This is a genomic window from Taishania pollutisoli (assembly GCF_014518315.1).
Lineage (GTDB): Bacteria > Bacteroidota > Bacteroidia > Flavobacteriales_D > Crocinitomicaceae > Taishania > Taishania pollutisoli.
In genome coordinates this window covers 59,243-83,510 of sequence record NZ_JACVEL010000005.1, presented here as the reverse complement: position 1 = coordinate 83,510, position 24,268 = coordinate 59,243, and the positions used below count along the sequence as shown (strand labels likewise).

Genomic DNA, 24,268 nt, shown 5'->3' with positions numbered 1-24,268 from the left:
AAAGTTTGTAGTGGTAGTTTTCCATGTTCTGTTTTGGATGAACTGTAAATTGCATGTATATTCATAATCTGTCTATTAGATTACAAAGATACATTGCTAAGTACGTAAGTTATTTACGTTGTTAGAAAGTTGATGCATTGTTTTATAACCACGGATTGACAGATTGATCATTCATCCGTACCATTGTCCATCTATTGCTTCCTTTTAACCCGAGAATCTGCGGTAAAAATACTTAGAACAAAACGTTTGTTAATTACCTCGTCACAGTAATACTTCCTGAATCGGTCAATTTTTTACCATCATCCAGTGTAACAGTTGCTTTGTATACATACACACCGGATTGTGCAGGTCTTCCCCGGAAGTACCCGTCCCAACAGATGTCTTTTTTGTCTGTATAGAACACCATTTCTCCCCATCTGTCATAGATGGTTAACTCCAACAGAACAATACACGGACCTTTTACACATAGGAAATCGTTTAATCCGTCTCCGTTCGGCGAAAAGATGGTTGGAATGAATACCTCCCCGCACGGAATGCTGATGGATACCATCAACGTATCGGTATCAACACACCCGTCAGGAGTGTAAATCGTCGCATAATACGTTGTCGGGGTACTCGGAGTGGCGGTAGGATTGAGGCAGGTTGTACAACTTAAACCGGTTGCAGGCGACCATACGACACTGTCATACACGAGCCCCGGAGCCGGTTCTGCATACAGCCCGGTAGATTCCCCTTCATTGACCATATAGGCATCTGCATAAATCGAGATGAGATCGCTTTCAATGACATCAACCGTTACCTGAGTTGTTTGGTTGCATCCCTGTGCATCGGTGACGATGATGGAATAATTACCACCGCTTAATCCGATTGCCGTGTTGGATGTGCTGACATTCGGAGACCAGTTGTACGAATACGGTCCGGTGCCGCCTGTTACAGACAGTGCAATTTCTCCATCTGTTATACCACAACTGTAATCAACGACAGAAGGAGTTACAGTTAACTGACCGGGCTGTGTAATGGTGATAAGTGTATTATCTGAGCAGCCGACATTATCCGTTACAGTAACAGTATATGTTCCTGCCTGAAGGCCTGAGGCTGTTGCTCCTGTTCCTCCGGATGGAGACCAGTTGTAGGTGTATGGGGCAATTCCTCCGGTAACAGTGACCGTTGCCGATCCGTTTGCCAATCCGAAGCAGGTAACATGTTGTGTATTGGCAACGCTTAATGCAGGGCTGTCGATTGTTGTGATGGTTACCTGATCGGTATTGCTACAGCCATTCGCATTTGTACCCGTAACGGTATAAGTGACGCTTCCGGGAGCTTGTGTAAATGGTTGCCCGTTGGTGACTCCGTTGTTCCAGGTGTATGAAACGGCCCCGCTTCCCGTCAGGACGACAGGTGTACTGGCGCAGAGCGTTTGATCATTTCCTGCATTGACTGTTGGAAGCGGATTCACTGTCACAGTAACAGGAACGGCATTCGAAATACAACCGTTGAAATTCTCCGTCATATAATAGGTGGTTGTCCCCACAGTAGATGGTGGTGTATATGTAGTACCATTTCCAACGACGGTTGTCAGACCGGGATTACTGTACCAGGTAATCTGCCCTCCGGAAGAAGGATTTGCAGTCAGGGGGGAGGCAGGGACTCCCGCGCAATAAGTCGTTGTTCCGGTGATGATAGGTGTTGGTTTCGGGTTGATGGTAATTGTAAAATTGACGGGGGTTCCCGTGCATCCGTTTAGGGTTGGTGTTACAGTAATCTGACCTGAAATAGGGGCCGTTGTTGTATTGGTTGCAGTAAAATTGTTAACATTTCCCCCGCCACTTGCCCCAAGTCCGATCTGCGTAGATGAATTCGTCCAGGTAAATGTCGTTCCTGCAGGAGTTCCTGTGAAGGCTGGTACAGTTACCGTACTATTGGCACAGGCAGTAACCGGAGACATCGGATTCACAGATGGTGTCGGGTTCAGTGTCACAGTTGCAGATCCGGATACTGTTCCCGAACAATTTGCATTGCTGACGGATGTTAAGGTATATGTTCCCGGACCGGCTGGTGTATAGACATATGGAGAACTGGTAACCGTCAATGTCTGAGGGGTTGATCCATTGGTGATGCCAACCGTCCAGGGTCCTGTTCCTGTGAGTTGGATGGAAGCAGTTGGAACGGCGCCTCCCTGGCAATAGCTTCCTCCTCCTGAAAGTGTGGCCGTCGGAACGGCTGAGATGGTTACCGATGCGGTCTGGCTGGTGGCGCTACATCCGCCACTTGCGGCAATTGTATTGGTAACGGTATATGTTCCGGGTGTTGAACCTGCTAAATTAATCACACCTGTCGTACTGTTAATGACCAGATTGGGAGAAGATGCAGAATACACGCCGTTCACCGCTCCGGGATTTAACTGAGGAGCCGGGTTCGTCGCATTCTGACAGAAAGGAGATGCATAGCTGAAAGATGCATCCGGGGCATTGGAAATCGTTATATTCTGTGTTTGTGTGGCCGGGCATGGCCCTGAAGTGGTGTAGCTGATTGTATAGTTACCGGCTCCCGTAGCTGCCAGATCAATAGTCCCCGTTGCGGCATTTGTAAACACAACTCCTGTTCCTGAAAATGTACCTGTTACGGAAGGAGCGCTCAATGTGGGAGTCGGATTTGAAGCAGTGATGCAAATGGATGACGGTGAGTAAGTAAAACCTGCATTTTGAGAGGGGTTGACAGTAACGACAGCATTGACAGGGGCACCCGAGCAGGTATTTGCCGATGCCGTGATTGAATACGTTGTTGTACCGTTATTGATTCCGTCTACATTGGTAAGGGTTTCACTGATTGTGGTTCCGGAACCTGTTCCTCCTCCGCTGGTGTTGGAATTGGTAGCTGTCCAGTTAAAAGCCGCTCCTGCAACAGGCGAACTTAATGCCAGTGATGTTGAGGAACCACTGCAAATCGTTTGGGTGGCAGGTGTTACAACAATTGTTGGTATCGGGTTGACAGTTACATTGACAGTTGCCGGTGGAGACGTACACCCATTTGCCGTTGCTGTGACATTGTATACGACTGTTCCGGGTGTTGCTCCTGTTGCGGTAAGCGTCTGACTGATTGTATTGCCACTTCCTGCAGCTGATCCCGAAACATTCGTCGGTGTTGTCGTCCAGTTAAATGTTGCTCCTGTTGGTGTTGATGTCAGCGCAATTCCCGTTGTTGCACCGCTACAGAGATTGACCGGGTTGGGTGCTGCTGTAACCGAAGGTCCCGGATTGACTGTAATTGCAACCGAACTTGTTACTTGTTGCCCGCATGCGTCTGTCGTTGTGGCATACAAGGTTTGGCTTCCTGCCGTCGGAAAAGTAATGCTTGCACTACTGCCTGTACCTGCAGATGGTGTCCCGGTCGGGCTTAGACTCCAGTTGTATGTATACGGAGGAACACCATACGATCCTGCCGTTGATGCATTGATGCTTTGTCCCTGGCATACACTGGTAGAAGAGACCGTTATCGGATTGGTCGGGTTGGTATGTTCCAATGTTCTTCCGACAAGTGTCATTGTCCAGGGGGACGCTGCTCCGATACATGTATTGCTGCATCCTCCGGAACTGTAACACCGGTAAAAGCGCATGGAAAAGCTCACGTTTTGCGGTGCGCAGGAAGGCGCGGGAAGACACGAGCTGACATGAGAGAAAAGTGAAATGTTATTTCCGGTACATGTTCCCGAGCCAATTCCGTTACAAAACCAATAATACCCTGCCTGATTCGGGCTTACACATGCTCCGGTTGCAAAAGTAACCGCTCCGTCTGATGTCCAGCACAGTCCGGATGCAATGTAGTTGAATGACCACAGGGCATCCACAATAACAGCGTTCGCAGGTGTAGGAACAGTAAGGTTATATGAACAGTAATTTGAAAAACAGGTAGCACCATATCCCGATCCGGTGATGGAAGCCTGTGCCAGTGTGTTGGCAGAGTTTACCAGCGGGTCAATGGTGTACGGATATACAAGATCAGGAGATTTCAATACTTCAAGTGGTAATAAGATGTCAACAGTGTTGCCGTTCAGTGCGTAATCAAAGATTTGAATGCCGTTGTCTCTGCCCGGATGGCTGTCATGTCCGACACAGGTCGCAATGGTGAATGCTTCTGTTCCGGTAGCCGTTACAATTTGCAGTTCACCTTCATTTTTTTGCAGTTTCAGTCCGCCGGAGAGCTGTAGTTCATCCCGGATAATGAACATTCCGGATTGTTGTGAAGGTCTGTTTTTGAGAATGAAATTGGTTTTCAATGCGCCCATTAATACGCGCATTTCCATGTCGATTCCCGGCCACACATTGGTGACATAGACTCCGTCATCCCCGGCTGTGTGGTTGCTGAAATCGGCTTTTCCTAACGATTTTATCTCCGTATCTGTTTTCCAGAGCAGTTCAGGCCGGTTGTTGAAATGAATTTCCCCGTCTGCATTGCGTACGCTGCTGCTACCTGCATTCAAATCAATTGTTACAGGCGAGTGCTGGTCTGGTGCAGTGTAAAGTCCCGGAGCCTGTTTCCGCAATCTGCTGTCAAAAGTGATCCAGTTTCCTCTTGCGTCTTTAATGTGGAGCGGAGAATATCCGGATTGCGTATAAATCTTGTCTGCGTTTTTTCCTTTCCCGTAATATGTCTTGGTAAATTCGGTCCGTGCAGAAAGATCTTCTTCACATTCGGTACACGGAGCATTATACGGCAGTGATTGGGGAGAAGATAACCTGTTTACTCCAAACGATGTGTAATTATTGGGTCTTGAATCCATCCCGGATGCTTCTGTTTGTGCATACACGGAAAGATGTCCGCAGATCATCAACCATACAGAGCAGACAATTATGCGGAATGTTGAATCAAGAGTGCTTTTTAAATAGCTTGTTTTCATATGGATAGATGTGTAGTCTACTATAAAATTAACACATTATACTTTTTGTGTTAACATCTATCCGGCTTTTTTAATTATGAATTTGCATAGTGGCAAACCAATTGAATTTTTCCGCGTTTTCAGCGAAGATTAGCAGTTGGATGCTTCTTTTTTCTTTACCATTCAAATGCGTGTTCCGTCAGCCATTTTTCCTGTACACGAAGTGTTTGCTCAATGATATCACGCACAGCGAACCGACCTCCGTAAAACGGAGATTGGTAATGCGAGATTTCTTTTATTTCTATGGCGGCATCCTGCGGACAAGTGGCACATCCCACGAGTTGCATTACCTTGTAATCCGGGAGGTCGTCTCCCATGTATAAAATTTCTTCATTGCGGAGTCCGTACCGTTCGGTCAGTTCATTGTAGACCGTTACTTTGTTGGAGGCGCGGAGAAACACTTCTTTTACTCCCAGGTGAAGCAAGCGTTCTTTTACAGGTTCGGAACTCCCTCCTGAAATGATAAACACATTGAATCCCATTTTAGCAGCCAGTTGCATGGCAAACCCGTCACGGCTGTTTAGTGTACGAACGATTTCATCTTTGTGAATGGTAACATCTCCGTTGGTCAGTACGCCATCAATGTCAAAAATAAAGGTGGTAATGTAATTCAGTCGTTCTTTGTAAGTCATCATGTGGAATATGTTTTCTTGATACTTTCGGTGATGAGGGAATAAATTTCTTTGGGCAATCCGTGTAATTCGGATAAATGCGTTTGAATGGTTTGTTCGTCAAAACGTCTGGCTGGTCCGCTTTGTGCATGAAAAGGTCCCAGTTCCGCTGCTTTTCGGATGGTTTCCGCGATCAATGGTTGCAGTAATTCTGCGGGTATGTGTCGGTCTTTCAGGTGTTCCTGAGCCAGGAATAATAAGTGATTGACAAAATTATTGGAAAATACGGCAGCAATGTGTAATTGCCTTCGTTGTTCCGAATTCATCTGTCGGACATTGGTACTCAGTTTTTGTGCAATTTGTTCCAGTTCCAGTGCATATTCCGGAGTGGTTGCCTCAATGAGAAACGGTACGTTTTCCAGGTCAACAGGCGCCTTTCGGGTAAATGACTGAAGTGGGTAAAACACCCCGCAATTTTTTTGTTTTACATGCAGTTTTTCCAGGGAAACAGTTCCGGAGGTATAGGCGACGTTCGTTTCTTCCGGAAGCAGATCGAGCATGCTTTGAACTGAATCATCGTTGACACAAATCAATACCAGGTCAGTAGGGGCGGGGAGGAGAGTTCCTGCTACAGGTACATCAAAAAAATGTGCAAGTTCATCACGTGTTGTGTGATTTCTGCTATATACCCATGCGATTTCGACTCCGGCGGCACTGTTTAATCCCCGTGTTAAATGCCATGCAACATTTCCCGATCCGATGATACCCACTGTTGTCACTCCGACTGTTGAATTATAAATGATGAATACTGAATATTGAATAGCATTCATCATTCAATATTCAGTATTCAATATTCCGTATTTATTTACCGTGACACTGTTTGTATTTTTTACCGCTTCCGCATGGACAAGGTTCGTTTCTTCCGATCTTATCTTCTGCGACAACAGGAGCTTGTTTCACGGGTTGATTGACAGAGTTCTGAACGGCTTGCTGATATCCCTGACTTCCTTCAATTTTTTGAGGAGCTTCGGCAGAGCTGGTTGTTTGTTTGGCGTACTGGTTTTCCTGGCGGATTTCCTTTGCAGAAGCCTCTACTTTATTTTCAATCTCCAGGTCCAGTTTCATCAACAATTCAACTGCTTCTTTATTCAGACGGTTCAACATGGATTTGAACAGTTCGAACGATTCCAGTTTGTAGACCAACAACGGATCTTTTTGCTCGTATTGTGCGTTGTTAACCGCAGAGCGCAAGTCGTCCATTTCACGCAGGTGCTCTTTCCACTCGTTGTCAATAATTCCGAGAACGATGGCTTTTTCCAATTGCTTCGGAATGTTTCTTCCTTCCGCATTGTAAGCATCTTCTAATTGAACACCAACCTGCATCATACGCCGCCCGTCTGTTAACGGAATCGCCATTGTCTTGTAACGATTGGATTCATTTTCCTGTACGTATTTGATTTGCGGCCAGCAAAGGTTGACAATGCGTTCGTTCTTGTCGTTGTAACGACGAATCATTGCCATGTATACTTTTTCCGTAAGTGTTACCTGGTCTGCCGCGGCAAATTCTTCTTTGGTAACCGGGGCCTGGATGCTTAAATCGCGCAGTAATTCGTTTTCAAATTCTTCAAAATTCCCTTTCCAGTAAGAGGTAACGATGTGTTCAGCCGTATCGTAGAACATGTTATCGACATCGACATCCAGGCGTTCTCCGAACAACGCATTTTTTCGCTTTTTATAGATTGCTTTTCGTTGTGCGTTCATCACGTCATCGTATTCGAGGAGACGTTTACGCATTCCGAAGTTGTTTTCTTCCACTTTTTTCTGAGCACGCTCAATTGATTTGGAAACCATTGAGTGGGTGATGACTTCTCCCTCTTTCAATCCCATTCGGTCCATCAACTTCGCAATGCGCTCGGAACCGAATTTGCGCATCAGGTCGTCTTCCAGTGACACAAAGAATTGGGAAGAACCCGGATCTCCCTGACGTCCGGAACGTCCTCTCAACTGTCTGTCCACACGGCGGGAATCGTGTCGTTCCGTTGCGATGATTGCCAAACCTCCGGCTTCTTTCACTCCTTCCCCCAATTTGATATCGGTACCACGACCGGCCATGTTTGTTGCGATTGTTACCGCTCCTGCTTTACCTGCTTCCGAAACGATTTCGGCTTCTTTCTGGTGCTGCTTGGCATTCAATACATTGTGTTTGATGCCTTTCATTTGCAGCATACGGCTCAGTAATTCGGAAATTTCAACCGTTGTTGTACCCACCAATACCGGGCGACCTTGTGCAACTAATTTTTCCGTTTCTGAAATAACTGCCGAGAATTTCTCACGTGCTGTTTTGAATACCAGGTCGTTCTGGTCTTTTCTCAGGATCGGCTTGTTGGTCGGGATCACCACTACATCCAATTTGTAGATGTCCCAGAATTCTTTTGCTTCTGTTTCCGCTGTTCCGGTCATACCAGCCAGTTTGTGGTACATACGGAAGTAGTTTTGCAACGTAATTGTCGCGTATGTTTGTGTTGCCGCCTCTACCGTTACATTTTCTTTTGCCTCGATTGCCTGGTGCAAACCATCGGAATAACGGCGACCTTCCATGATTCGCCCTGTCGACTCGTCAACGATTTTGATTTTTCCGTCGATGATTACGTATTCTACTTCTTTCTCGAAGAGCGTATACGCTTTCAATAACTGGCTTACCGAGTGAATACGTTCTGATTTGATACTGTAATCACGGATGACATCTGCTTTTCGTTCCTGGAATTGTTCAGCAGGAAGGTTTTCTTTTGTCAATGCAGCAATTTGCAACCCGATATCCGGCATGACGAAGAAGTCTCTGTCGTCTTTTCCTGAGATCAGGTCAATTCCTTTGTCTGTTAATTCAATTGTATTTTGTTTCTCATCGATGACGAAAAACAACTCTTTGTCAATTTCTTTCATGCGTTTTCCTTGCTCCTGCATGTAGAAATTTTCTGTTTTCTGAAGGTGTGCTTTGATTCCCGGTTCGGAAAGGTATTTGATTAATGCTTTATTCTTCGGTAATCCTCTGTGTGCACGAAGCAATGCGATTCCTCCCTGCTCCAGCATCTCTTTTCCGTTCTTTTTGTCTTCGAATCCATCCTGAATCACGGTCAGCATTTTTTTCGCGTCCGCCAGACATTGGTTTACATACTGGCGTTGTGCCGCAACAATGTTTTCAACACGCGGCTTTAATTGATGAAACTCGTGTTCGTCACCTTTCGGAGTTGGCCCTGAAATGATCAATGGGGTACGCGCATCGTCAATCAATACGGAATCGACCTCATCGACGATTGCAAAATGGTGTTTTTGTTGTACCAATTCATCCGGATGCCCTGACATGTTGTCACGCAGGTAGTCAAAACCAAATTCATTGTTGGTACCAAATGTGATATCTGCTTTGTATGCTTTTCTTCTTTCTGCGGAATTCGGACGGTGCTTGTCGATACAATCAACAACTAACCCGTGGAACTGGTACAGTGGTCCCATCCACTCAGAGTCACGTTTTGCCAGGTAGTCATTGACAGTTACCACGTGTACTCCTTTTCCTGACAATGCGTTGAGGTAAACAGGAAGCGTTGCCACCAATGTTTTTCCTTCCCCTGTTTGCATTTCGGAAATTTTACCGGTATGCAGCACGGCTCCACCCATCAACTGCACATCATAGTGAACCATGTTCCAGGTAATTTCTGCTCCGGCTGCTGTCCATTTGTTGTGCCATGTAGCAGTATCTCCGTCGATTGTAATTCCGTCTTTTCGTGCAGCTAATTCACGGTCAAAATCTTGTGTGGTTACAACCAGTTTTCCGTTTTCTGCCCATCTTCGCGCCGTTTCAACAACAACAGCAAATGCTTCCGGTAAGATCGTCGTTAATGTTTCTTCAATTTTTTCATCAATGACTTTGGTCATCGAATCAATTTTGTCGTACAATGCTTCTTTATCCGTAATTGACAGGTCTTTGTTTTCCACCTTTGCCTTCAATTCGGCTACTTCATCTTCCAATGGTTGAATCTGTTGTTTCACCAGGTTCTGAAACCCGACTGTTTTAGCTCTTAATTCATCATCCGAAATTGACTTGAACTGGTCCTGAAAAGAACGCGCTTTGTCTATGTATGGTTGATATTCTTTACGGTCTTTAACAGATTTATCTCCGATAATCTTTTTTAATAAGCTTGATAACATTGTACCTTAATTTTAATGGAAGCCAAAAATAAGATATTTTCGTGCTTCTGTGGTGAAAAACTCTCGTTAATTTTCAACGGTACAGTCATAAATCATTCCACTTTCATTTTTCTGACAGAATGACAGGTCGTTTTTCTCTCATTACTTATTTTTCTGACGGATAATGTAGTTGATCGTTTCATCCAGCCAGTTGTCGGAAGAAAGCAGTACGTCAGGGACAACACCTTTTGCTTCGATGGATTTTCCGTCTTGTGTCTTAATTTCGCAAACCGGGATGTAGACGAAAAAATCGTCCATCGTTACCATTGTCACCGGGTTTCCTGCACCGGCGGTTGTTGTTCCGAGAATCGTTGCCCTGCCTGTTTCCTGTGCGATGAATGCAAAGTATTCGGCGGCCGACCCTGTATTTCCGGAGGTAATGATATACACAGGGGTTGAATAGAATTTAGGTGCGTCCGAGTAATTGTAGGGAACTTCACTTTGATACCAGGATTCTTCTCCTACACATTTTTTCAGCAGTAAATTTTGATAGGCGGGATCTGCATAGAGATGTTGATTGATAAAACCGCCGCTTCGTCCGTCCCCTCCGGGATTGGTTGAAATATCGATGATTAAATAATCTACTCCTTCCAAAAATACCAGTGCACTTTTGATCTTTTTGAATGCTGCATCATCTGCAATGCACCGATCCCATTTGATGTACCCGATGTTGTTGTCCATTATTTTCACTTCCGTGAAGCCGCCGTTAAAGTACTGCTTTGGCCGTTGTTTCTCCGGAACGTGTTGCCCGACATAAAAATGAATGTCATTGGTTTTTTCTTGTAAAAGCAGTGTCAGTTTTTTGGTCAATGAATCGCGAGGTATGTTGTACAATTCTTTTTTCTTTAGTTTTTGTTTCAAGACAGTACTTAATTCTTTTGCTTTTTCAGCGTTAAAATACGTCTGCTGCAGATTTGCAGACAGTTGATTGATAAATGCATCCGTTTCCGGGTTGGTCAACTGTTTTTTTTCTTGCGCGAATAGGGAGAAGGAGCTAAAAACGAGCAGAAAAATGCGTACGTTGGTTTTCATTTTATTGAATTTTATGTGTTTGCATACAACTAATCGTAGTGGTTTTACCAGACAACCGGGCAAGATGAATGTGCTTTCGGATTGTGTAAACATAAAGCAAATTTATGAAAGAGGTGACTGACATTCTGCTATTTGAACGGTAGTTCTTGTATTCCTAAACGTACAATTCAGTGATTACACCCCATCAAATTCCTCCGGGTAGCTTACCATTCCATGCACACCTTTCAGTCCGTCCGGAATCAACTCCAATGCCATGAAAAAAGACGAAGGGACATCATACGGAGCATGAATTCCCCATTTTTCCGCAGGCAAAAAACCGAATTTCGGATAGTAGTGTTCGTGCCCCAACACAATAACGGATGCGTACTTCAGTTCACGTGCTTTGTTGAGTCCTGCTTGAATGAGCTGCCCGCCAATACCTTGTCGTTGAAACTCCGGTTTCACAGCCATTGGAGCAAGTGCCAGACTTTCAACTTTGTTCCGGTTACTGTCAATGATGTAGATTTTTGAGAAGAGAATGTGTCCTGTCGGTTGGTCATCAATGGTGGCAACCAGGGAAAGTTCAGGTATAAATGAAGGACTTTTTCGCAACCGGTCGACCAGTATAGCTTCGTTTTCCTGTCCGAATGCCAGCGTATTGATTTCGTATACTTCTGCCTGGTCGTTGATTCGTTCTTGCCGGATTGTTATGTGCATTGTTGGCTGTCTCATTTACGTTCTCAGAATTTTCTCCATTGCTTTTCCTTTCGCCAACTCATCAACCAGTTTGTCCAGGTAGCGAATCTGTTGCATTAGTTTGTCTTCAATTTCTTCTACCCGGTAACCGCAGATAACTCCTGTAATTTTCGCTGCATTCGGATTGATCCGGGGTGCCTGAGCAAAGAAGTTTTCAAAATCGGTTTTCGCATCCAGGTGTTGTTGAAATGTTTGCTGATCGTAGCCCGTCAGCCAGAAAATAATTTCGTCTACTTCTTCCTTTGTCCGTCCTTTTTTCTCCGCTTTGTGGATGTAATGCGGGTAGACACCTGCAAATGACATTTTGTAAACACGTGTATTATTACTTTTCATGTGATTGCGTCTTGGATTTGGATTTAAAGTTACTGAAAAAAGGGTGTTACCGGTTCTTATTTTCTTTCCACCAGCTGAAGATAGATTCCGTGTGCTTTTGAGCATCAAATTCTGATGAATGCATACCGTATACTACAGTAAGTTCACCTGATAGTACCCGTTCGATTTTATGTTGGTCAGCAGCTTGATATAACTGATTCAATAATGTATTGGCCAAGCGCTCAAACTCATTTGGCGAAGCTGCAGGAATAAGGTGCCAGGAGTAGATTAGTTTTTTCAATTGAGCGCAATTATTCGCGTGTTGCTGTTGTAATGCTTGTTCATTCATCTTGCCAGTTGGTTTATATCAATGATAAAACTACTATTCTTTTACACCTTCACCTGGTAAATCCGTGATTCTTCTTCCCACGGATGGTATCCTTGTCCGATGTACTCAAACCCCAATTTCTCATAATATCCGATGTGATCGGTAGAGAGATTCAAGGTCGAAAAACCGAACTTTTTCGTGTCTTTTTTTGCGTGTTCAATGAGCAGGGAGGCGTAATTATTTCCACGGTGTTGTTCATCGATAAACAGTGCGCACAGCCAGGGATACAGGTCCATTCTGCTGATAAAATCATTGGTAATCAGGCCTGCACAGCCGATTATTTGCCCTTCTTTTTCCAACAGGTACCATTGTGGTAATGGTTGTTCGGCATGCAGGCAATTGGAAATACAATCTGCATAAATGACAGGAGCCACTTCCGGCCAACTGGTTTGCAGGTACTGAATGGCTTTTTGTTCGTATTCAGGATACTCTCTAACGGAGATTATGTTCATTTGTTCTTGTTTTTTAATTGCATTCTCAGCAAAGGATAATCTTTTCCCAGATCATCTTTTTCTGTTCGTTCAACGACTTCGAACCCTTGCTTTTCATAAAAGTGTTTTGCTGCTGTATTTTGTTCATTTACATCAACACGATTGACTCCGAACTGTTCAATTGCAAATGCTGTTAACCGCGTTCCCCATCCTTGTCTGCTGTGGGCAGGATCTAAAAATAACATTTCGATTTTTGCGTTTTCAATACCGATAAATCCGACAACTTTTGTTTCTTCCAGCAGGCAGAAAACGGTGATGGTTTCAAAATCAAACTCCCGGAGAAATTGCTTGATTTCCAGGAAATCTTCCGTTTTCAGGAAATGATGGGTGGCTACAACGGATTTTTCCCACACAGAAAGCAGCTCTTCTCTGTATTCAGTTTTGTACGGTTGGATGTGAATGCTCATTTATGCTGTTTTGCTACAAAAATAGATAGAATCAGGTAGATTTAATCATAGAACTACTCCTATGTAGTAGTATCATAATTACCTTTTTCTATTGATTTGAAGGGTTCTTAATTTTTCTGTTTTTTTATAATTTTTCGTTGTGGACATTAAAAATAGTAATTTTATCAAGTTTCTGCATTGAACGAATTCATGTAGCAAATCAAGATAATGTTTTACGTTACGAAGGAAACAATTTGAGGTGAACCAGCCTATTGCTGATCTAAACGATCGGTTGAAAAAGACATTTGTCGGAACGTATGTGATGAAACAAAATAACTTTTTTGCCGGTGAGCTAGCCTATTCAGGTGAGTTTAATTACGATAAATTTGTTCTGTCCCGTCGTGCAAAACCATTTGAAAATGTACGGATTGTACCAGATGCTCATATAAAACTTGTACAACTGTCAGAGAATCGCACAATGGTACATGTGAAAATAAAATTTTCTGAACTATGGTACCTACTGCTTGTCTTCCTGCATTTGAGTATTATTTGCGGAATATTATTTTTCCCTCATTTAAGCGTTTTTAACTATCCGATTGAAGGAGTTTGGTGGCAGCGAATTTTACTGCTCATATGTATCTTGATACCGATCGATTTATTGATTTGGTGCTGGTATCGTATAGAAGTAAACAGATTTAACATCATTATTTCTGACTTTTTGAGATGATTGAGGTATATTTTCAATCGAAGGAGCCCAAACAGTAAATCAGATTAGTTTGCTTCTTTCTGTGCTTTTAGCGTCAGTGCAACCCCCATCATCAGGAATCCTGAAAACAGTGTGTAAAGCACCATAAACGACATATGGACACCTGTTAATGACAGTCCCCATGCTAAAAAGATGTGCAAACAAGCAGCAACTACCATTCCGATGGTTCCGATGCTGAAAAACGGGTGAAATTTTTTCATAATGGATTAACAATTAGTTGGATGGTAACGAAGTTAACTAAAAATTGAGAAACTATCAAATTGTTTTAGTAGTTGTTTCTATTTGGTAGAGTAAAAATTCCTCCCCTTCAGTCCTCTCTTAGAGGGGGAAGCGAGAACTACTATTGGGAAAATAACAGTGTTCATAAACCTTTTATTGCTAATAATACACAATTTCCCGCACTGTTATACTGGGCGATTCTCCGTTGTATGAATTGGATCGTTTTGTCCAGTTACCTTGAGAATCGTATTCGTACGAATTCACCTGCCGGACGGTCAACTCATCAGTTTTATATTCGAGGGTTTCAATGGGTGAACCTTTTTCATCAAATCGGGCAACGGTCTTAAACTGTGAGGAAATTCCACGGTTGATTGTTTCTGTCACAATTCCTTGTTCATTGTAGACGTACTCCATGGTATGCACTAACTTGTCGTTGTCGTAACGTTCGAGTTTGATCAATTCGTTCTTTTTGTTGTATGTATAGTTGGTTGTCTGAATAATCGGAGACTTTAATTTTTGATACACCATTTTTGTTTTGTTGTTATTGCCGCCGTATTCATAGGTGTATTCGTAGGAGAGCACCTGCTCATTGGTGTAATTTTTTAAACTCAGTCGGTTTCCGTTTTGATCGTACTCGTAGAGTTGTTTCAGCACAAAATAGGTATCGGAACTCCACAATTGCATTTCGGACAGGTTTCCGGAAGCATCGTAGGAAAAAACGGATTTTTGAAATAAATAACCGTTCCCTTTGTACATGGATTCTTTTGTTACACGGTTTTCAGCATCGTATTCATAACGTCTTGTTTCAATCAATGTAGTGTCTTCATACATGTTCACTTCCAGCAATTGCTGTGTTTCGGTATAGGTTGTTGAAGTCAGGGAAAATGTCTGTTCATATATGTTTGTGATGGATTTATGCACCACCTGATTTCCTTCTTTGTTATATTCCGTGTAATTGCGCAAAAGTTCATACGGTTCACCTTCTTCCGGAAGCATCACTGATTTTTCTGAAACAGACTTAACTGGTCCGGTAAGGCTCTGCTTTTTTGCTGTTTGTATACTGATGTTTTGTGCATGTGAAAAGCCAGAAATACAAATCAGGAAACATGTGATTATCTTCTTCATAACAACTTTAATAACGTATGCAAATCCCGTATTTAAAAAGGCATACTGCTATGCAAAAATAAATGAATCGGACGGATTTTTACTTTTCTGCTGGTATTTGTAAGAGATTATGGCTTGTGATTTATACTTTTTTGCTTGAAATCCTGTTGTGTGAGCTCATAAATCACTCCTGTCTGCCCGTCGAAGTCAAACATTTCTTTGTAAATCATTCCCAATTTCTCAAGCACGTTGACAGAATTGCTATTTTCTTTCATCGTCCTTCCGATGATTCGTGTCAATTCGAATTTTTCAAATCCATACATTATACAAGCGACGGCGCTTTCGGTTGCATATCCATTGTTCCATTCTTCTTCAAAGAAACGAAACCCGATGTCTGTTTCATTATTTACCGCGTCGTATTTTAGCCCACACCAACCCAGATTTTTGCCCGTTGATTTATGAAGGACAGCCCACCTCCCATAACCATTCAACGCATAATCAGAATAATTTTCAAGAAAGTCCTTTGCTTCGGTTATTGATTTAAATGCTGTATTCCCGGTGTACTTTATGACATTGGGATTACTATTTAACCTGTAAAACCATTCTGCATCATTCGGAGTAAGTTCTCTCAACAGCAATCGATTTGTCTCCAGTATGTATTTCATTATTCCAATCAGGGTTTAGGGCTAATTCCAACCAGTTATGGTTCCGGTTGTGATTAATTATGGGGAGTTAATCCTTTGCTTTTGAGGTAGTCGACAATTTCTGTGTGCTGATAAAATAGTGCAAAATCGAGCGCATTTTGTTTCGCGTGGGGAGTGGTGGGATCACATCCCTTTTCTATCAGGTATTTGACCGTCAATAGATTTCCTGCAGTTGCAGCATGAACAAGAGCCGTACGATTATTGATATCCATTGCGTTGATGTTTGCCCCGGCCTGTAACAGGATTTCAATCACTTCCATATTCCCACTGATAGCAGCTAAAATCAAAGGAGTCTGGCCGTTAGCATCCGTGTAATGGATATTTGCTCCTTTTTCGATGAACAATTTTACCGCAGCAACATTTCCAATAAATGCGGCATACGACAAGGGCGTCCAGAAGTTAGCAGTCCGGGCAACACGTTCCGTTGGTATTTTTTGATCGATGCTGCCTGTTTTTATAAGTTCATCAACAATTGATGAAACTTTAAACTCATGTCGGTACAGCAATGCCTGGATCAATTCCTGTTCCTGTTTGTTGTCTACCTGAGGTTGGTCAGAGCATCCTGTAACCGTAAGTAGTAAGATCATTATCATTACCAGTTGTCGCATTCTTTTTTTGTCTGTTTGTATTACTGTTGAACTTAATTGTTATCCACCATAATACACATGATCACGTGGATTAGGTTTGTTTGCTTCAATTTTTTTCCCGTCAAAGGTGTAGACATCGTAATCTGCCGGGTGGTCTTCTTTTCGGACAAAAATATAATCTTTTACCCGGAACCAGTTTTTGTCAATGGAAGCATATTCAATAGGTGTAATCAATTGTTTTCCGTTGTAAACTCCCAGTTTTCCGCCTTTTATCGTCCAGTAATTTTCCTGGTAATCGTCATTGTAGTACACCTGACCACCTTTGTAAACTACCCAGATAGTAGATTCTACTTCATCGATCCAATCGTATTCAATCGGTACGATACTATTGTTTTCAGCGTCAACGATTCCCCATTTTGCATTACCACTGACGTTTAACCGGTAATCACTTTCCACATCTTCCCAGTCATTGACAACCAGATTTCCTTTACATACTTTAAAGAATCGGGGATTGCGTAAAAAGTCAATGTAGTCGTATTCCAATGGAATTTTAATACTACCGTCTGCTTCTATGATTCCCCATTTTCCCCTGTATTTTGCCATGTCTTCTTCTTCCATGTCTTCCTTTTTTGTACAATCGGAAATTGCTTTAAAGAGCGATAAACTGTTACGAGTCGGAGCACCGTATGTATTACTGGTGGGACGTAACACCTGATCAAATGGCAAGGATTCCAGTGTTTGATTGATCATGTCAAATGAAAAATAAGCTGAGTTTTTTACGACGATCACCCGGTTGTTGATGGTTTTGTCAAAAATTTCAGTGTATGCAAATTCCAGGATGGGTTGATCCGTGACGGAAATGATACCAAATAGTTGATTTTTAGAGGCAATAAAATACGTATTGTCAATTGCTCTAAGCTGCTCATACTGCGGTTCAATCAGTACATTAAAATTCGTATCAAACAGACCGTACAAACCATTTTTCTTTCGAATGATGTTTCCATGCTGATCGATGTTGGCAGAAGTTCCTTTTTCCAATTGACGAAGCAACTTGCCGGAAGTATTGTAGTAATAAAAAATATTGGTGGTACTGTCCCATTCATTGTTCACTATTTCTACAGCTTCTATCATCTCGAGTTGTTTGTTGTACCCGACTGAATGGTAACGTGGTTTGACAATACAGGTATACCAGGAAGTAAATCCCCATTTTTGTTCTTTTTTCAGAACTCCCCATTTACCTGAACTATTTTTGAAAATGGTCAGGTCATCCGAAACCAGTTCGCTGTAGATTATCCGATACAGTAGCTTTATGCGCCGCGGAAGTAAATTATAAGGTGTAGTGCTCACAAATGGATCTGTTAGGTGTTTGAAACCGGGTGTTTTGCCCATTTGATTTTTACGGCTTTCAGCATTTCCGTATCAACACGGATGTCCCGGAGAACTTCAAAACCTTGTTTCTCGTAAAAAGACAGTGGTGACTGGTAGTATTCACCGTTTGCTTTCAGATCGTTGTTGTGGTCAATCACCCAACCATACACTTCATCAAGTGCCTCTTTCAACCGATTGATCAGGAGTTGTCCCAATCCTTTTCCCTGCTGTTGCGCGTCAACAATGATCGAAAACCGGATTTCATTGTCTTTTTCAAAATCAACAGCCCATGCGATGATGTTTTTTTGCGCATCTTCGATGAGGTAGTGTGTATAGTTTTCTACTCCGTCCAGTAACAATCCGAACCGGTCTTTCAAGGTCACCGGGTATTCGTCATTCCACAGTTGATTGATTTGCTGAAATTGAATGTCCGTCAGTTGTTTTGTTTGTTGTATGTTCATGCGTTCTTTTTGGATTTTGATTTCCCTTTCTTTTTTCCCTTGAATCCTTCAGTATACGTTTGGACGATGTTTATTCGGCCTTCAAAAATGAGGTATTCTTCCTGTCCGACAACATCGTTACCGTGTTGCGTTAAATATCTTCCGTCTACCCGGTAGATTTGTTCCGTGTCCCGTATCAGCGGAATGATTACCTTTCCATCCCATTCTCCGGTGTCCAGCTGATTCAATTTTGCGGAAGTAATCCATTCGGAGATGCGAACTGATGCTCCGGGAGCTACTATATGTGGCTGCTGCTCATTAAACAGACAGCCCCCATTCTCATTGACTTCAAATTGTACCCTACCGATTATCATCGTAAAATGATTGTAGTAAAAACAGGAATTGGTGACATACGTAAGGGTGTCTCCGGAAGTGTTTTTTACAGAGAAATGTAACCAATAAACGGTGTCGACATACTGTTTGTGCGCCACTGTACAACGCTCCAACGAATCAACGTGAAGTTCAAATTGCGTGTGGATACGGTTTTGAAAACGGTGGTCCTGTGCATGTACCTGGTATGAGCAGACAAAAAGAAGCAGTACTAAAAAGATGTTTTTCATGATGGCTTTATTTGTAGTACATACATGGAAGAATAAGTTCAATACATTTCAAACATATTTCTATTTTCCCTTCAAAAATACAAAACAGGCTGAATTATTGTCGATTTTATGGTGCACATTTGCTAAAGCTGTTTTCGAACCATAATTGCTGTTTATCGATTAATTTAAATTCCGGTATTCGAGGGGTGTCAGACCCGTTTTGGATTTGAACAGACGGGAGAAATATTGCGGGTATTCAAAACCCAGCATGAAAGACAGTTCTCCTACAGTCTTATCTGAATTCAATAACAAATTTTTGGCTGCTTCAATGACGTGATAGTGAATGTGATCCTGTGCGCTCATTCCCGTTTCTTTTTTTAGCAAATCACTCAGATAATTAGCCGATAAACGGACTTGGTCCGCCAGGTATTTTACCGTTGGAAATCCTTCCTGTTGCGCTTTGTCAGTTTTGAAATACTGCTTTAACAGTTGCTCCACCTGTGCTACCGTCCCTGAATTACTGTTTTTTCGGGTAATGAATTGCCTTCCGTAGTAACGGGTACAATAATTCAGTAACAGTTCAATATTGGAAACGATCAATGACTGACTGTAATCATCAATGTTTTCGTGTAATTCCTGTTGTATTTTTTGAACGCAATCGTGCAGCGTTTGTTTTTCCTTGTCTGATAAATGCAACGCCTCCGATGTTTCATAGGCAAAGAAGGTATAGTCAGCCATTTTATTCGCCAACGAAGTTCCGCGCAATAAATCCGGGTGAAAAAACAATCCCCAGCCCATCATGTTTTCTTTCTTCTCAATTTCACTGTCCATGGTCACCACTTGTTTGGGAGCGATACAGATCAGGCTTCCTTCCTGGAAATCGTAGGTTTGCCTGCCGTACCGTAGCGTATTGACACAGTAATTTTTAAACATGATGGTGTAGAAATCACAGCTGATGCGGGTACCTTCTTCCAGGGACTCATCAATTTTACTAAAATCAACGATTGCGACAAGCGGATGCATAATCCGGATGGCGGGATCAAACTTCCCGATATCACTGATGCGTTGGAGGCTGATAATTGGTTTCATGACCTTCCTATCCGAACCGTGAGATAATCCAATCAAACATTCTGTCACTCACCCAACGCCGGATAAATAAAATCGGTTTTGCCATATACCCGGTCGCGTAGCGTGTTCGTGGTTTTCGAACGGTACTTGCCTTAACGATCTTAGCAGCAACTGTGACAGGGGAAGACAGGTTGTTGTCTTCCGTATACATTTTGATCATGTAGTCGGCTGTTTTGTTGACACGTGTTTGATAAGCACTGTTTTCAGCTGTTTTTTTCAGATTTTCAGCTGCGATGGTTCCCCAGGGAGTCAACACACCACCCGGTTCTACAATAACGACATCAATTCCAAATGGTTTTGTTTCAATCCGCAGACAGTCCGACCAGCCTTCCAATGCGTGTTTGGTCGCATGATACCAGGCACCGAATGGGGTATAAATTTTTCCTCCGATGGAAGAGATGTTGACAATCCGGCCCGATTTGTTTTTCCGCATGATGGGAAGCACCGCTTGTGTAATCCGGGCCAACCCGAACAGGTTCACTTCAAACTGGCGTTTCGCTTCCTCAATGGAAACATCTTCAACAGCACCGTAGGAACCATAACCTGCATTGTTAATCAATACGTCGATTTTTCCTTCCCGCTGAACAATGGTCTCCACGACTTGCCGGACGTTCTCTTCATGTGTGATATCCAGTTGCATGGGATGTCCACCAAGTTGTTGAAGGTCCTGCATTTCATCCATGCGTCTTGCCAATGCATAGACGGAGTGTCCTTGATTGATGAGCAGTTTTACAGCTTCTTTTCCCATTCCTGAACTTGCACCTGTAATTACAATTACTTTTTTCATTTTTTCCTGTTTTTAAGATGATGTTGCAAATGTCCGTTGAAAGGATACCAATCTGTTAATACAAATTCAGGGTTGTTGTACACTTTTTACAGATGATCGGTTCTATCATCATTTCTATCCAAAAATAAACGATTTTTTGAAATAAAAAAGAGAAGGCACAGAAAGTCAACAGATTTACCGTCTGACGAATACGCACTTTTTGCTGAATTTCACAACGACTTTTCCCGATCTACCGATGCCATGTGTTTAAATCATGGATCAATTCATCGACCATGTGTTCATCCGTAGCCCAGGAGGTAATCAGCCGGACGACTGAATGTTGGTCATCCATTACTTTCCATTCGTAAAATACATACTTTTCGCTGAGTTGTTTGATGAGCGATTGAGGCAAGATAGGGAAGAGCTGATTGGTTACAGGAGGAGTTAAAAATGAATAACCGTTTTCTTGAATTGCTGTTGCAATCTTCCCGGCCATCCTGTTGGCGTGTTTTGCAAGGTCGAAGTACAAATTGTCTTTAAACAATTCGAGAAACTGAATTCCCAATATCCTGCCTTTTGCCAACAACGCTCCTTTTTGCTTCAATACATAATCAAATTCAGGAGCTAAATCGGGAGAGTTAAATACAATGGCTTCCTCCAATAATGCTCCGTTTTTTGTTCCGCCGATGTAAAATACGTCTGTCAATTTAGAAAGATCTGCCAGTGTCAGGTCATTGTTTTCTGCCGTTAATGCGTGCCCTAATCGTGCACCATCCATAAACAGGATCAATTGGTGTGCTTTGCAACAAGCAGATAGTTCCTGTAGTTCTTTCTTGCTGTAAATGGTACCGATTTCGGTTGAATTAGAGATGTATACCAGCTTCGGTTTTACTACGTGCGGTCGCAATGAATAATCGGTTAATACTGTTTGAATCGCTTTCGGAGATAATTTCCCGTCAGTGGTAGTAACGGTGATCACCCGGTGCCCGATTGCTTCGATTGCACCCGTTTCGTGCGCAAAAATATGGCCCGTCTCTGCACTGATGACTGCTTCATGGATACGTAGTGTTGCCGAAATCACCAATAGATTGGCCTGCGTACCACCCGATACGAAATAGATGGCAGCTTCGGAATTGTTCAACTGTTGTTGTAACCGTTCTTTGGCAGCAATGGAGTAGGCGTCTTCTCCATAACCGGATTGCTGAAGCAGGTTGGTTTCTACCAATTTGTTGATAATGTTGGGATGCGTCCCTTCGGAATAATCGTTTTTGAAATTGTACATGGTGGTTGTTCTTAAAGGCATTCAATTAATTATACACAAAGCAAAATCAGTTTCACACAGGCTAAGGTAATCGTATAAGCGGTTACTTTTTGCATTTGTTCTCCACTTTTTGAATGGCCGTTTCGGAAGGTACGTCTACATCAAAATGGTTGATTGCCAGATCCCATTTTTCACACGCCTGTTCCAATTCTCCTATTTTCTCATAGGCATCTCCGCACATTTCAAAGTCTTGTGAACTGTACTTGCCGTACATATCATCCTTGAAACATGTTTCAAAATCTGAAATTGCTTCTTGATTTTTTCCCGTAAAGAAATAGATGCGTCCACGTTCTAATAAAGTTGGCCAAATGGATGACTCATCCTGTTGGGATATGATTTGATTACACATTATTAAAGCCTTTTCGTAATTTTCCTTGCGAATTTCACGTTTCACTTGTAGAAAAAGATTGTTCGTACTTTGCGGATTTACAGCGAGTGCCTTTTCTAAATAATACGCTGCTTTTTCATGATTACCGTTGAACGAATAATAGTATGCCGCACCATGCAGTGCTTCTTCATGTAAGGAGTCTAATTCGATTACTTTTAGAAAGTCCTCAATGCTGCTTGTTGCATTGAACACGGCCAGAATATCTGCTCTGTAATAATAAGCATCTATGTTTGTCGGATCTAATTCGATCACTTTTGTATACAACTCAATTGCTGTTTCTATACCCGTTTCCTGGCGTGCCAGATGCGCTTTCTCCAATAAGTCTTTCACATTATTTTGGGAAAAAGAAAACGGACTGAAGAAGAGGGGTAATGTGATTGTAGCTAGTAATTTTAACTTCATTTTACTTTTTTTATTCGATGGAAGTGATGTGAACGATTTTCAGGTTAAAACTATTCAATTTTTCGGATATAGGGATTAATTCATGAATGGCTTATATTTGCAATCTTTTCAGATAATCTTTGGTTGTATATACAATGCGATTCATGAAAAAAACAAACAAAATTGCGAACAATCCAAGGCATAGAAGAAGGTATATCAGCAACTGGTTGCTAACAAGTGCGGGAAAAGGACAAACTAACCCAAAAGCCAATGACAGGAGAAACGGTTTGGTCATTTGTCCGTAGCAAGTGATGAATGTTTCGTTTTTGTTTTCCTCAATGATAATTTGAGTCGGAATAGTCATGTGCCATTCACTCCCTTTTGTTACAAATCGTGTGTGAACAGCAATTGTCGTATTGTTTAATTTGGCGATCGAAGGCGTGTTTTTCCGTCGTATTTTCACTGTTCTGATCTTCATTTTTTACGTTTTCGTGTGAGAAGTGTCTTTGCTTGTAACTACCCCAATTTAATCTTTCTTTTTTTACCCGTTTCCAACTCCGCTAGAATATCCAGCTTGTGGACCTTTGAATTGTCCAGTTGGTATACCAGAACGAGTTTCATTTCCGTCAGGTCAATGAAAGTCGTATAAAGTGTACCTCCTATTTTACCGGTAGCATCCGGTTGAGGAAGTTGAACTACCTTTCCCAGTACATTCCCAACTGCCTTCAGATCAATTGTTTCTGTTGGATTCGCTGCATCCAGTTGATCCAAACCTTCCTGGATGAGGGGATAACGCCAGCAAGTTTCCATTTGATTGGTGTCCGAAAGATTAAAATTGGTTGCAACAAGTCGGTTGTTCTGGATGGGGACAAGCTGTTGACGACCATTCACCCATTCGATAATTACGGCACTACCCGTTCTGTCTCCGAGTACAATGTGTGCGTTTTTCAGAGCTACTTTCTGTTCTTCTAAATAGAGGACAGCTTCATTTACCGTACTGCAGTTTGCCAGTAGTTCGTCTGTAAGATTGCCGGTTGGAGAGGAGCTATATCCTTCCGGGATGTTTTGCTCGGGTGTTGTTGCACCGTCGATGACCAGTCCTTTCTCGTTCACACCGCCCTGCCCGAAATTTTTCCAACCATACCAGATTCTCCCCAATTCATTGTGTGAAGCCGGGACAATCTGAATGTAGGGTTTTACATCATACCAGTAATCCTCATTGTTGACAAAATAGATGTGGCCTGTTTTACTGTCGACGTAATAGATGATCGAACACGCAAACGTTTGGACGGAAAAAAGTGTGATAAAAAGTAAGGGCAGTATGTAGTTCATTCGCGACATCCTTTAGCTGAACAGATTCGTTGCTAAAT

The 24,268-nt window shown here is 42.5% G+C and carries 24 protein-coding genes; 1 reads left to right on the top strand and 23 read right to left on the bottom strand.

The features are described 5' to 3' along the window. Positions 1-253: 253 nt before the first annotated feature. The 10 genes from H9Y05_RS09125 to H9Y05_RS09080 all read right to left on the bottom strand — a co-directional run bounded on the left by H9Y05_RS09125 (position 254) and on the right by H9Y05_RS09080 (position 13,148). Positions 254-4,894, bottom strand: coding sequence for a PKD-like domain-containing protein (locus tag H9Y05_RS09125; RefSeq protein WP_216714099.1), 4,641 nt, complete (start codon positions 4,892-4,894; stop codon positions 254-256). A gap of 155 nt (positions 4,895-5,049) precedes the next feature. Then, positions 5,050-5,568 (bottom strand): KdsC family phosphatase, encoded by a 519-nt coding sequence (locus H9Y05_RS09120; RefSeq protein ID WP_216714098.1) that lies wholly within the window; start codon positions 5,566-5,568, stop codon positions 5,050-5,052. Next, positions 5,565-6,377 (bottom strand): Rossmann-like and DUF2520 domain-containing protein, encoded by an 813-nt coding sequence (locus tag H9Y05_RS09115; RefSeq protein WP_163492706.1) that lies wholly within the window; start codon positions 6,375-6,377, stop codon positions 5,565-5,567. The genes H9Y05_RS09120 and H9Y05_RS09115 overlap by 4 nt, the downstream gene beginning before the upstream one ends. 28 nt (positions 6,378-6,405) lie before the next feature. Next, entirely contained in the window at positions 6,406-9,744 is a 3,339-nt protein-coding gene (secA, locus tag H9Y05_RS09110; RefSeq protein ID WP_163492707.1) for a preprotein translocase subunit SecA, read from the bottom strand. 141 nt (positions 9,745-9,885) lie between these two features. After that, complete coding sequence (locus tag H9Y05_RS09105; RefSeq protein ID WP_216714097.1) at positions 9,886-10,815, bottom strand: S41 family peptidase; 930 nt, start codon at positions 10,813-10,815, stop codon at positions 9,886-9,888. Between the two features lie 174 nt (positions 10,816-10,989). Further along, positions 10,990-11,526 carry a GNAT family N-acetyltransferase gene (locus H9Y05_RS09100; RefSeq protein WP_235992172.1) on the bottom strand — a complete coding sequence of 179 codons (537 nt, stop codon included), beginning with the start codon at positions 11,524-11,526 and terminating at the stop codon, positions 10,990-10,992. Further along, a complete protein-coding gene (locus H9Y05_RS09095; RefSeq protein WP_163492709.1) occupies positions 11,527-11,883 on the bottom strand; it encodes a DUF2200 domain-containing protein in 357 nt (118 codons plus the stop codon). It abuts the gene before it with no gap. A 46-nt stretch (positions 11,884-11,929) separates the two neighbouring features. Next, positions 11,930-12,211 (bottom strand): hypothetical protein, encoded by a 282-nt coding sequence (locus tag H9Y05_RS09090; RefSeq protein WP_216714096.1) that lies wholly within the window; start codon positions 12,209-12,211, stop codon positions 11,930-11,932. A 41-nt stretch (positions 12,212-12,252) separates the two neighbouring features. Continuing rightward, the gene (locus tag H9Y05_RS09085; RefSeq protein ID WP_163492711.1) at positions 12,253-12,702 is read right to left on the bottom strand and encodes a GNAT family N-acetyltransferase; all 450 of its coding nucleotides are present in this window, start codon (positions 12,700-12,702) and stop codon (positions 12,253-12,255) included. Then, the gene (locus tag H9Y05_RS09080; protein WP_216714095.1) at positions 12,699-13,148 is read right to left on the bottom strand and encodes a GNAT family N-acetyltransferase; all 450 of its coding nucleotides are present in this window, start codon (positions 13,146-13,148) and stop codon (positions 12,699-12,701) included. The genes H9Y05_RS09085 and H9Y05_RS09080 overlap by 4 nt, the downstream gene beginning before the upstream one ends. Positions 13,149-13,386: 238 nt before the next feature. Here H9Y05_RS09080 and H9Y05_RS09075 point away from each other — a divergent pair, with 238 nt between their 5' ends. Beyond that, positions 13,387-13,854 carry a hypothetical protein gene (locus tag H9Y05_RS09075; RefSeq protein WP_216714094.1) on the top strand — a complete coding sequence of 156 codons (468 nt, stop codon included), beginning with the start codon at positions 13,387-13,389 and terminating at the stop codon, positions 13,852-13,854. 44 nt (positions 13,855-13,898) lie between these two features. On the opposite strand, the gene H9Y05_RS09070 is transcribed toward H9Y05_RS09075, so the two are convergent. The 13 genes from H9Y05_RS09070 to H9Y05_RS09010 all read right to left on the bottom strand — a co-directional run bounded on the left by H9Y05_RS09070 (position 13,899) and on the right by H9Y05_RS09010 (position 24,230). Further along, positions 13,899-14,093, bottom strand: a complete 195-nt coding sequence (locus H9Y05_RS09070; protein WP_163492713.1) for a hypothetical protein — start codon at positions 14,091-14,093, stop codon at positions 13,899-13,901. A 178-nt stretch (positions 14,094-14,271) separates the two neighbouring features. Further along, positions 14,272-15,237 (bottom strand): hypothetical protein, encoded by a 966-nt coding sequence (locus H9Y05_RS09065; RefSeq protein WP_216714093.1) that lies wholly within the window; start codon positions 15,235-15,237, stop codon positions 14,272-14,274. A 107-nt stretch (positions 15,238-15,344) separates the two neighbouring features. Next, positions 15,345-15,881, bottom strand: a complete 537-nt coding sequence (locus tag H9Y05_RS09060) for a GNAT family N-acetyltransferase (protein ID WP_163492715.1) — start codon at positions 15,879-15,881, stop codon at positions 15,345-15,347. 53 nt (positions 15,882-15,934) lie between these two features. Further along, positions 15,935-16,507 (bottom strand): ankyrin repeat domain-containing protein, encoded by a 573-nt coding sequence (locus tag H9Y05_RS09055; protein WP_216714092.1) that lies wholly within the window; start codon positions 16,505-16,507, stop codon positions 15,935-15,937. 60 nt (positions 16,508-16,567) lie between these two features. Beyond that, a complete protein-coding gene (locus tag H9Y05_RS09050; protein ID WP_216714091.1) occupies positions 16,568-17,896 on the bottom strand; it encodes a WG repeat-containing protein in 1,329 nt (442 codons plus the stop codon). Next, a complete protein-coding gene (locus H9Y05_RS09045) occupies positions 17,866-18,336 on the bottom strand; it encodes a GNAT family N-acetyltransferase (RefSeq protein WP_163492718.1) in 471 nt (156 codons plus the stop codon). Before H9Y05_RS09045 ends, H9Y05_RS09050 begins: the two co-directional genes overlap by 31 nt. Further along, on the bottom strand, positions 18,333-18,935 hold the full coding sequence (locus H9Y05_RS09040) for a hypothetical protein (protein WP_216714090.1): 603 nt from the start codon (positions 18,933-18,935) through the stop codon (positions 18,333-18,335). The genes H9Y05_RS09045 and H9Y05_RS09040 overlap by 4 nt, the downstream gene beginning before the upstream one ends. A gap of 159 nt (positions 18,936-19,094) precedes the next feature. Next, complete coding sequence (locus tag H9Y05_RS09035; RefSeq protein ID WP_216714089.1) at positions 19,095-20,003, bottom strand: helix-turn-helix domain-containing protein; 909 nt, start codon at positions 20,001-20,003, stop codon at positions 19,095-19,097. A gap of 7 nt (positions 20,004-20,010) precedes the next feature. Next, a complete protein-coding gene (locus H9Y05_RS09030; RefSeq protein WP_216714088.1) occupies positions 20,011-20,829 on the bottom strand; it encodes an oxidoreductase in 819 nt (272 codons plus the stop codon). Positions 20,830-21,058: 229 nt separating this feature from the next. Then, a complete protein-coding gene (locus tag H9Y05_RS09025; protein ID WP_216714167.1) occupies positions 21,059-22,090 on the bottom strand; it encodes a threonine aldolase family protein in 1,032 nt (343 codons plus the stop codon). Between the two features lie 82 nt (positions 22,091-22,172). Then, positions 22,173-22,919, bottom strand: a complete 747-nt coding sequence (locus tag H9Y05_RS09020; RefSeq protein ID WP_216714087.1) for a tetratricopeptide repeat protein — start codon at positions 22,917-22,919, stop codon at positions 22,173-22,175. Between the two features lie 91 nt (positions 22,920-23,010). After that, positions 23,011-23,376 (bottom strand): hypothetical protein, encoded by a 366-nt coding sequence (locus H9Y05_RS09015; RefSeq protein WP_163492723.1) that lies wholly within the window; start codon positions 23,374-23,376, stop codon positions 23,011-23,013. A gap of 38 nt (positions 23,377-23,414) precedes the next feature. Next, complete coding sequence (locus H9Y05_RS09010; RefSeq protein ID WP_216714086.1) at positions 23,415-24,230, bottom strand: carcinine hydrolase/isopenicillin-N N-acyltransferase family protein; 816 nt, start codon at positions 24,228-24,230, stop codon at positions 23,415-23,417. Positions 24,231-24,268 lie beyond the last annotated feature (38 nt).

Bases quoted from the DNA above. Each gene is read 5' to 3' on its own strand.
- H9Y05_RS09055 (WP_216714092.1), bottom strand. From the start codon at position 16,507: ATGATCTTACTACTTACGGTTACAGGATGCTCTGACCAACCTCAGGTA.
- H9Y05_RS09015 (WP_163492723.1), bottom strand. From the start codon at position 23,376: ATGAAGATCAGAACAGTGAAAATACGACGGAAAAACACGCCTTCGATC.
- H9Y05_RS09045 (WP_163492718.1), bottom strand. From the start codon at position 18,336: ATGAACATACAACAAACAAAACAACTGACGGACATTCAATTTCAGCAA.
- H9Y05_RS09085 (WP_163492711.1), bottom strand. From the start codon at position 12,702: ATGAACATAATCTCCGTTAGAGAGTATCCTGAATACGAACAAAAAGCC.
- H9Y05_RS09020 (WP_216714087.1), bottom strand. From the start codon at position 22,919: ATGAAGTTAAAATTACTAGCTACAATCACATTACCCCTCTTCTTCAGT.
- H9Y05_RS09100 (WP_235992172.1), bottom strand. From the start codon at position 11,526: ATGAGACAGCCAACAATGCACATAACAATCCGGCAAGAACGAATCAAC.
- H9Y05_RS09025 (WP_216714167.1), bottom strand. From the start codon at position 22,090: ATGTACAATTTCAAAAACGATTATTCCGAAGGGACGCATCCCAACATT.
- H9Y05_RS09080 (WP_216714095.1), bottom strand. From the start codon at position 13,148: ATGAGCATTCACATCCAACCGTACAAAACTGAATACAGAGAAGAGCTG.
- H9Y05_RS09030 (WP_216714088.1), bottom strand. From the start codon at position 20,829: ATGAAAAAAGTAATTGTAATTACAGGTGCAAGTTCAGGAATGGGAAAA.
- H9Y05_RS09050 (WP_216714091.1), bottom strand. From the start codon at position 17,896: ATGGGCAAAACACCCGGTTTCAAACACCTAACAGATCCATTTGTGAGC.
- H9Y05_RS09115 (WP_163492706.1), bottom strand. From the start codon at position 6,377: ATGATGAATGCTATTCAATATTCAGTATTCATCATTTATAATTCAACA.
- H9Y05_RS09120 (WP_216714098.1), bottom strand. From the start codon at position 5,568: ATGATGACTTACAAAGAACGACTGAATTACATTACCACCTTTATTTTT.
- H9Y05_RS09060 (WP_163492715.1), bottom strand. From the start codon at position 15,881: ATGAAATACATACTGGAGACAAATCGATTGCTGTTGAGAGAACTTACT.
- H9Y05_RS09010 (WP_216714086.1), bottom strand. From the start codon at position 24,230: ATGAACTACATACTGCCCTTACTTTTTATCACACTTTTTTCCGTCCAA.
- H9Y05_RS09070 (WP_163492713.1), bottom strand. From the start codon at position 14,093: ATGAAAAAATTTCACCCGTTTTTCAGCATCGGAACCATCGGAATGGTA.
- H9Y05_RS09035 (WP_216714089.1), bottom strand. From the start codon at position 20,003: ATGAAACCAATTATCAGCCTCCAACGCATCAGTGATATCGGGAAGTTT.
- H9Y05_RS09105 (WP_216714097.1), bottom strand. From the start codon at position 10,815: ATGAAAACCAACGTACGCATTTTTCTGCTCGTTTTTAGCTCCTTCTCC.
- H9Y05_RS09090 (WP_216714096.1), bottom strand. From the start codon at position 12,211: ATGAATGAACAAGCATTACAACAGCAACACGCGAATAATTGCGCTCAA.
- H9Y05_RS09125 (WP_216714099.1), bottom strand. From the start codon at position 4,894: ATGAAAACAAGCTATTTAAAAAGCACTCTTGATTCAACATTCCGCATA.
- H9Y05_RS09065 (WP_216714093.1), bottom strand. From the start codon at position 15,237: ATGAAGAAGATAATCACATGTTTCCTGATTTGTATTTCTGGCTTTTCA.
- H9Y05_RS09095 (WP_163492709.1), bottom strand. From the start codon at position 11,883: ATGAAAAGTAATAATACACGTGTTTACAAAATGTCATTTGCAGGTGTC.
- secA (WP_163492707.1), bottom strand. From the start codon at position 9,744: ATGTTATCAAGCTTATTAAAAAAGATTATCGGAGATAAATCTGTTAAA.
- H9Y05_RS09040 (WP_216714090.1), bottom strand. From the start codon at position 18,935: ATGAAAAACATCTTTTTAGTACTGCTTCTTTTTGTCTGCTCATACCAG.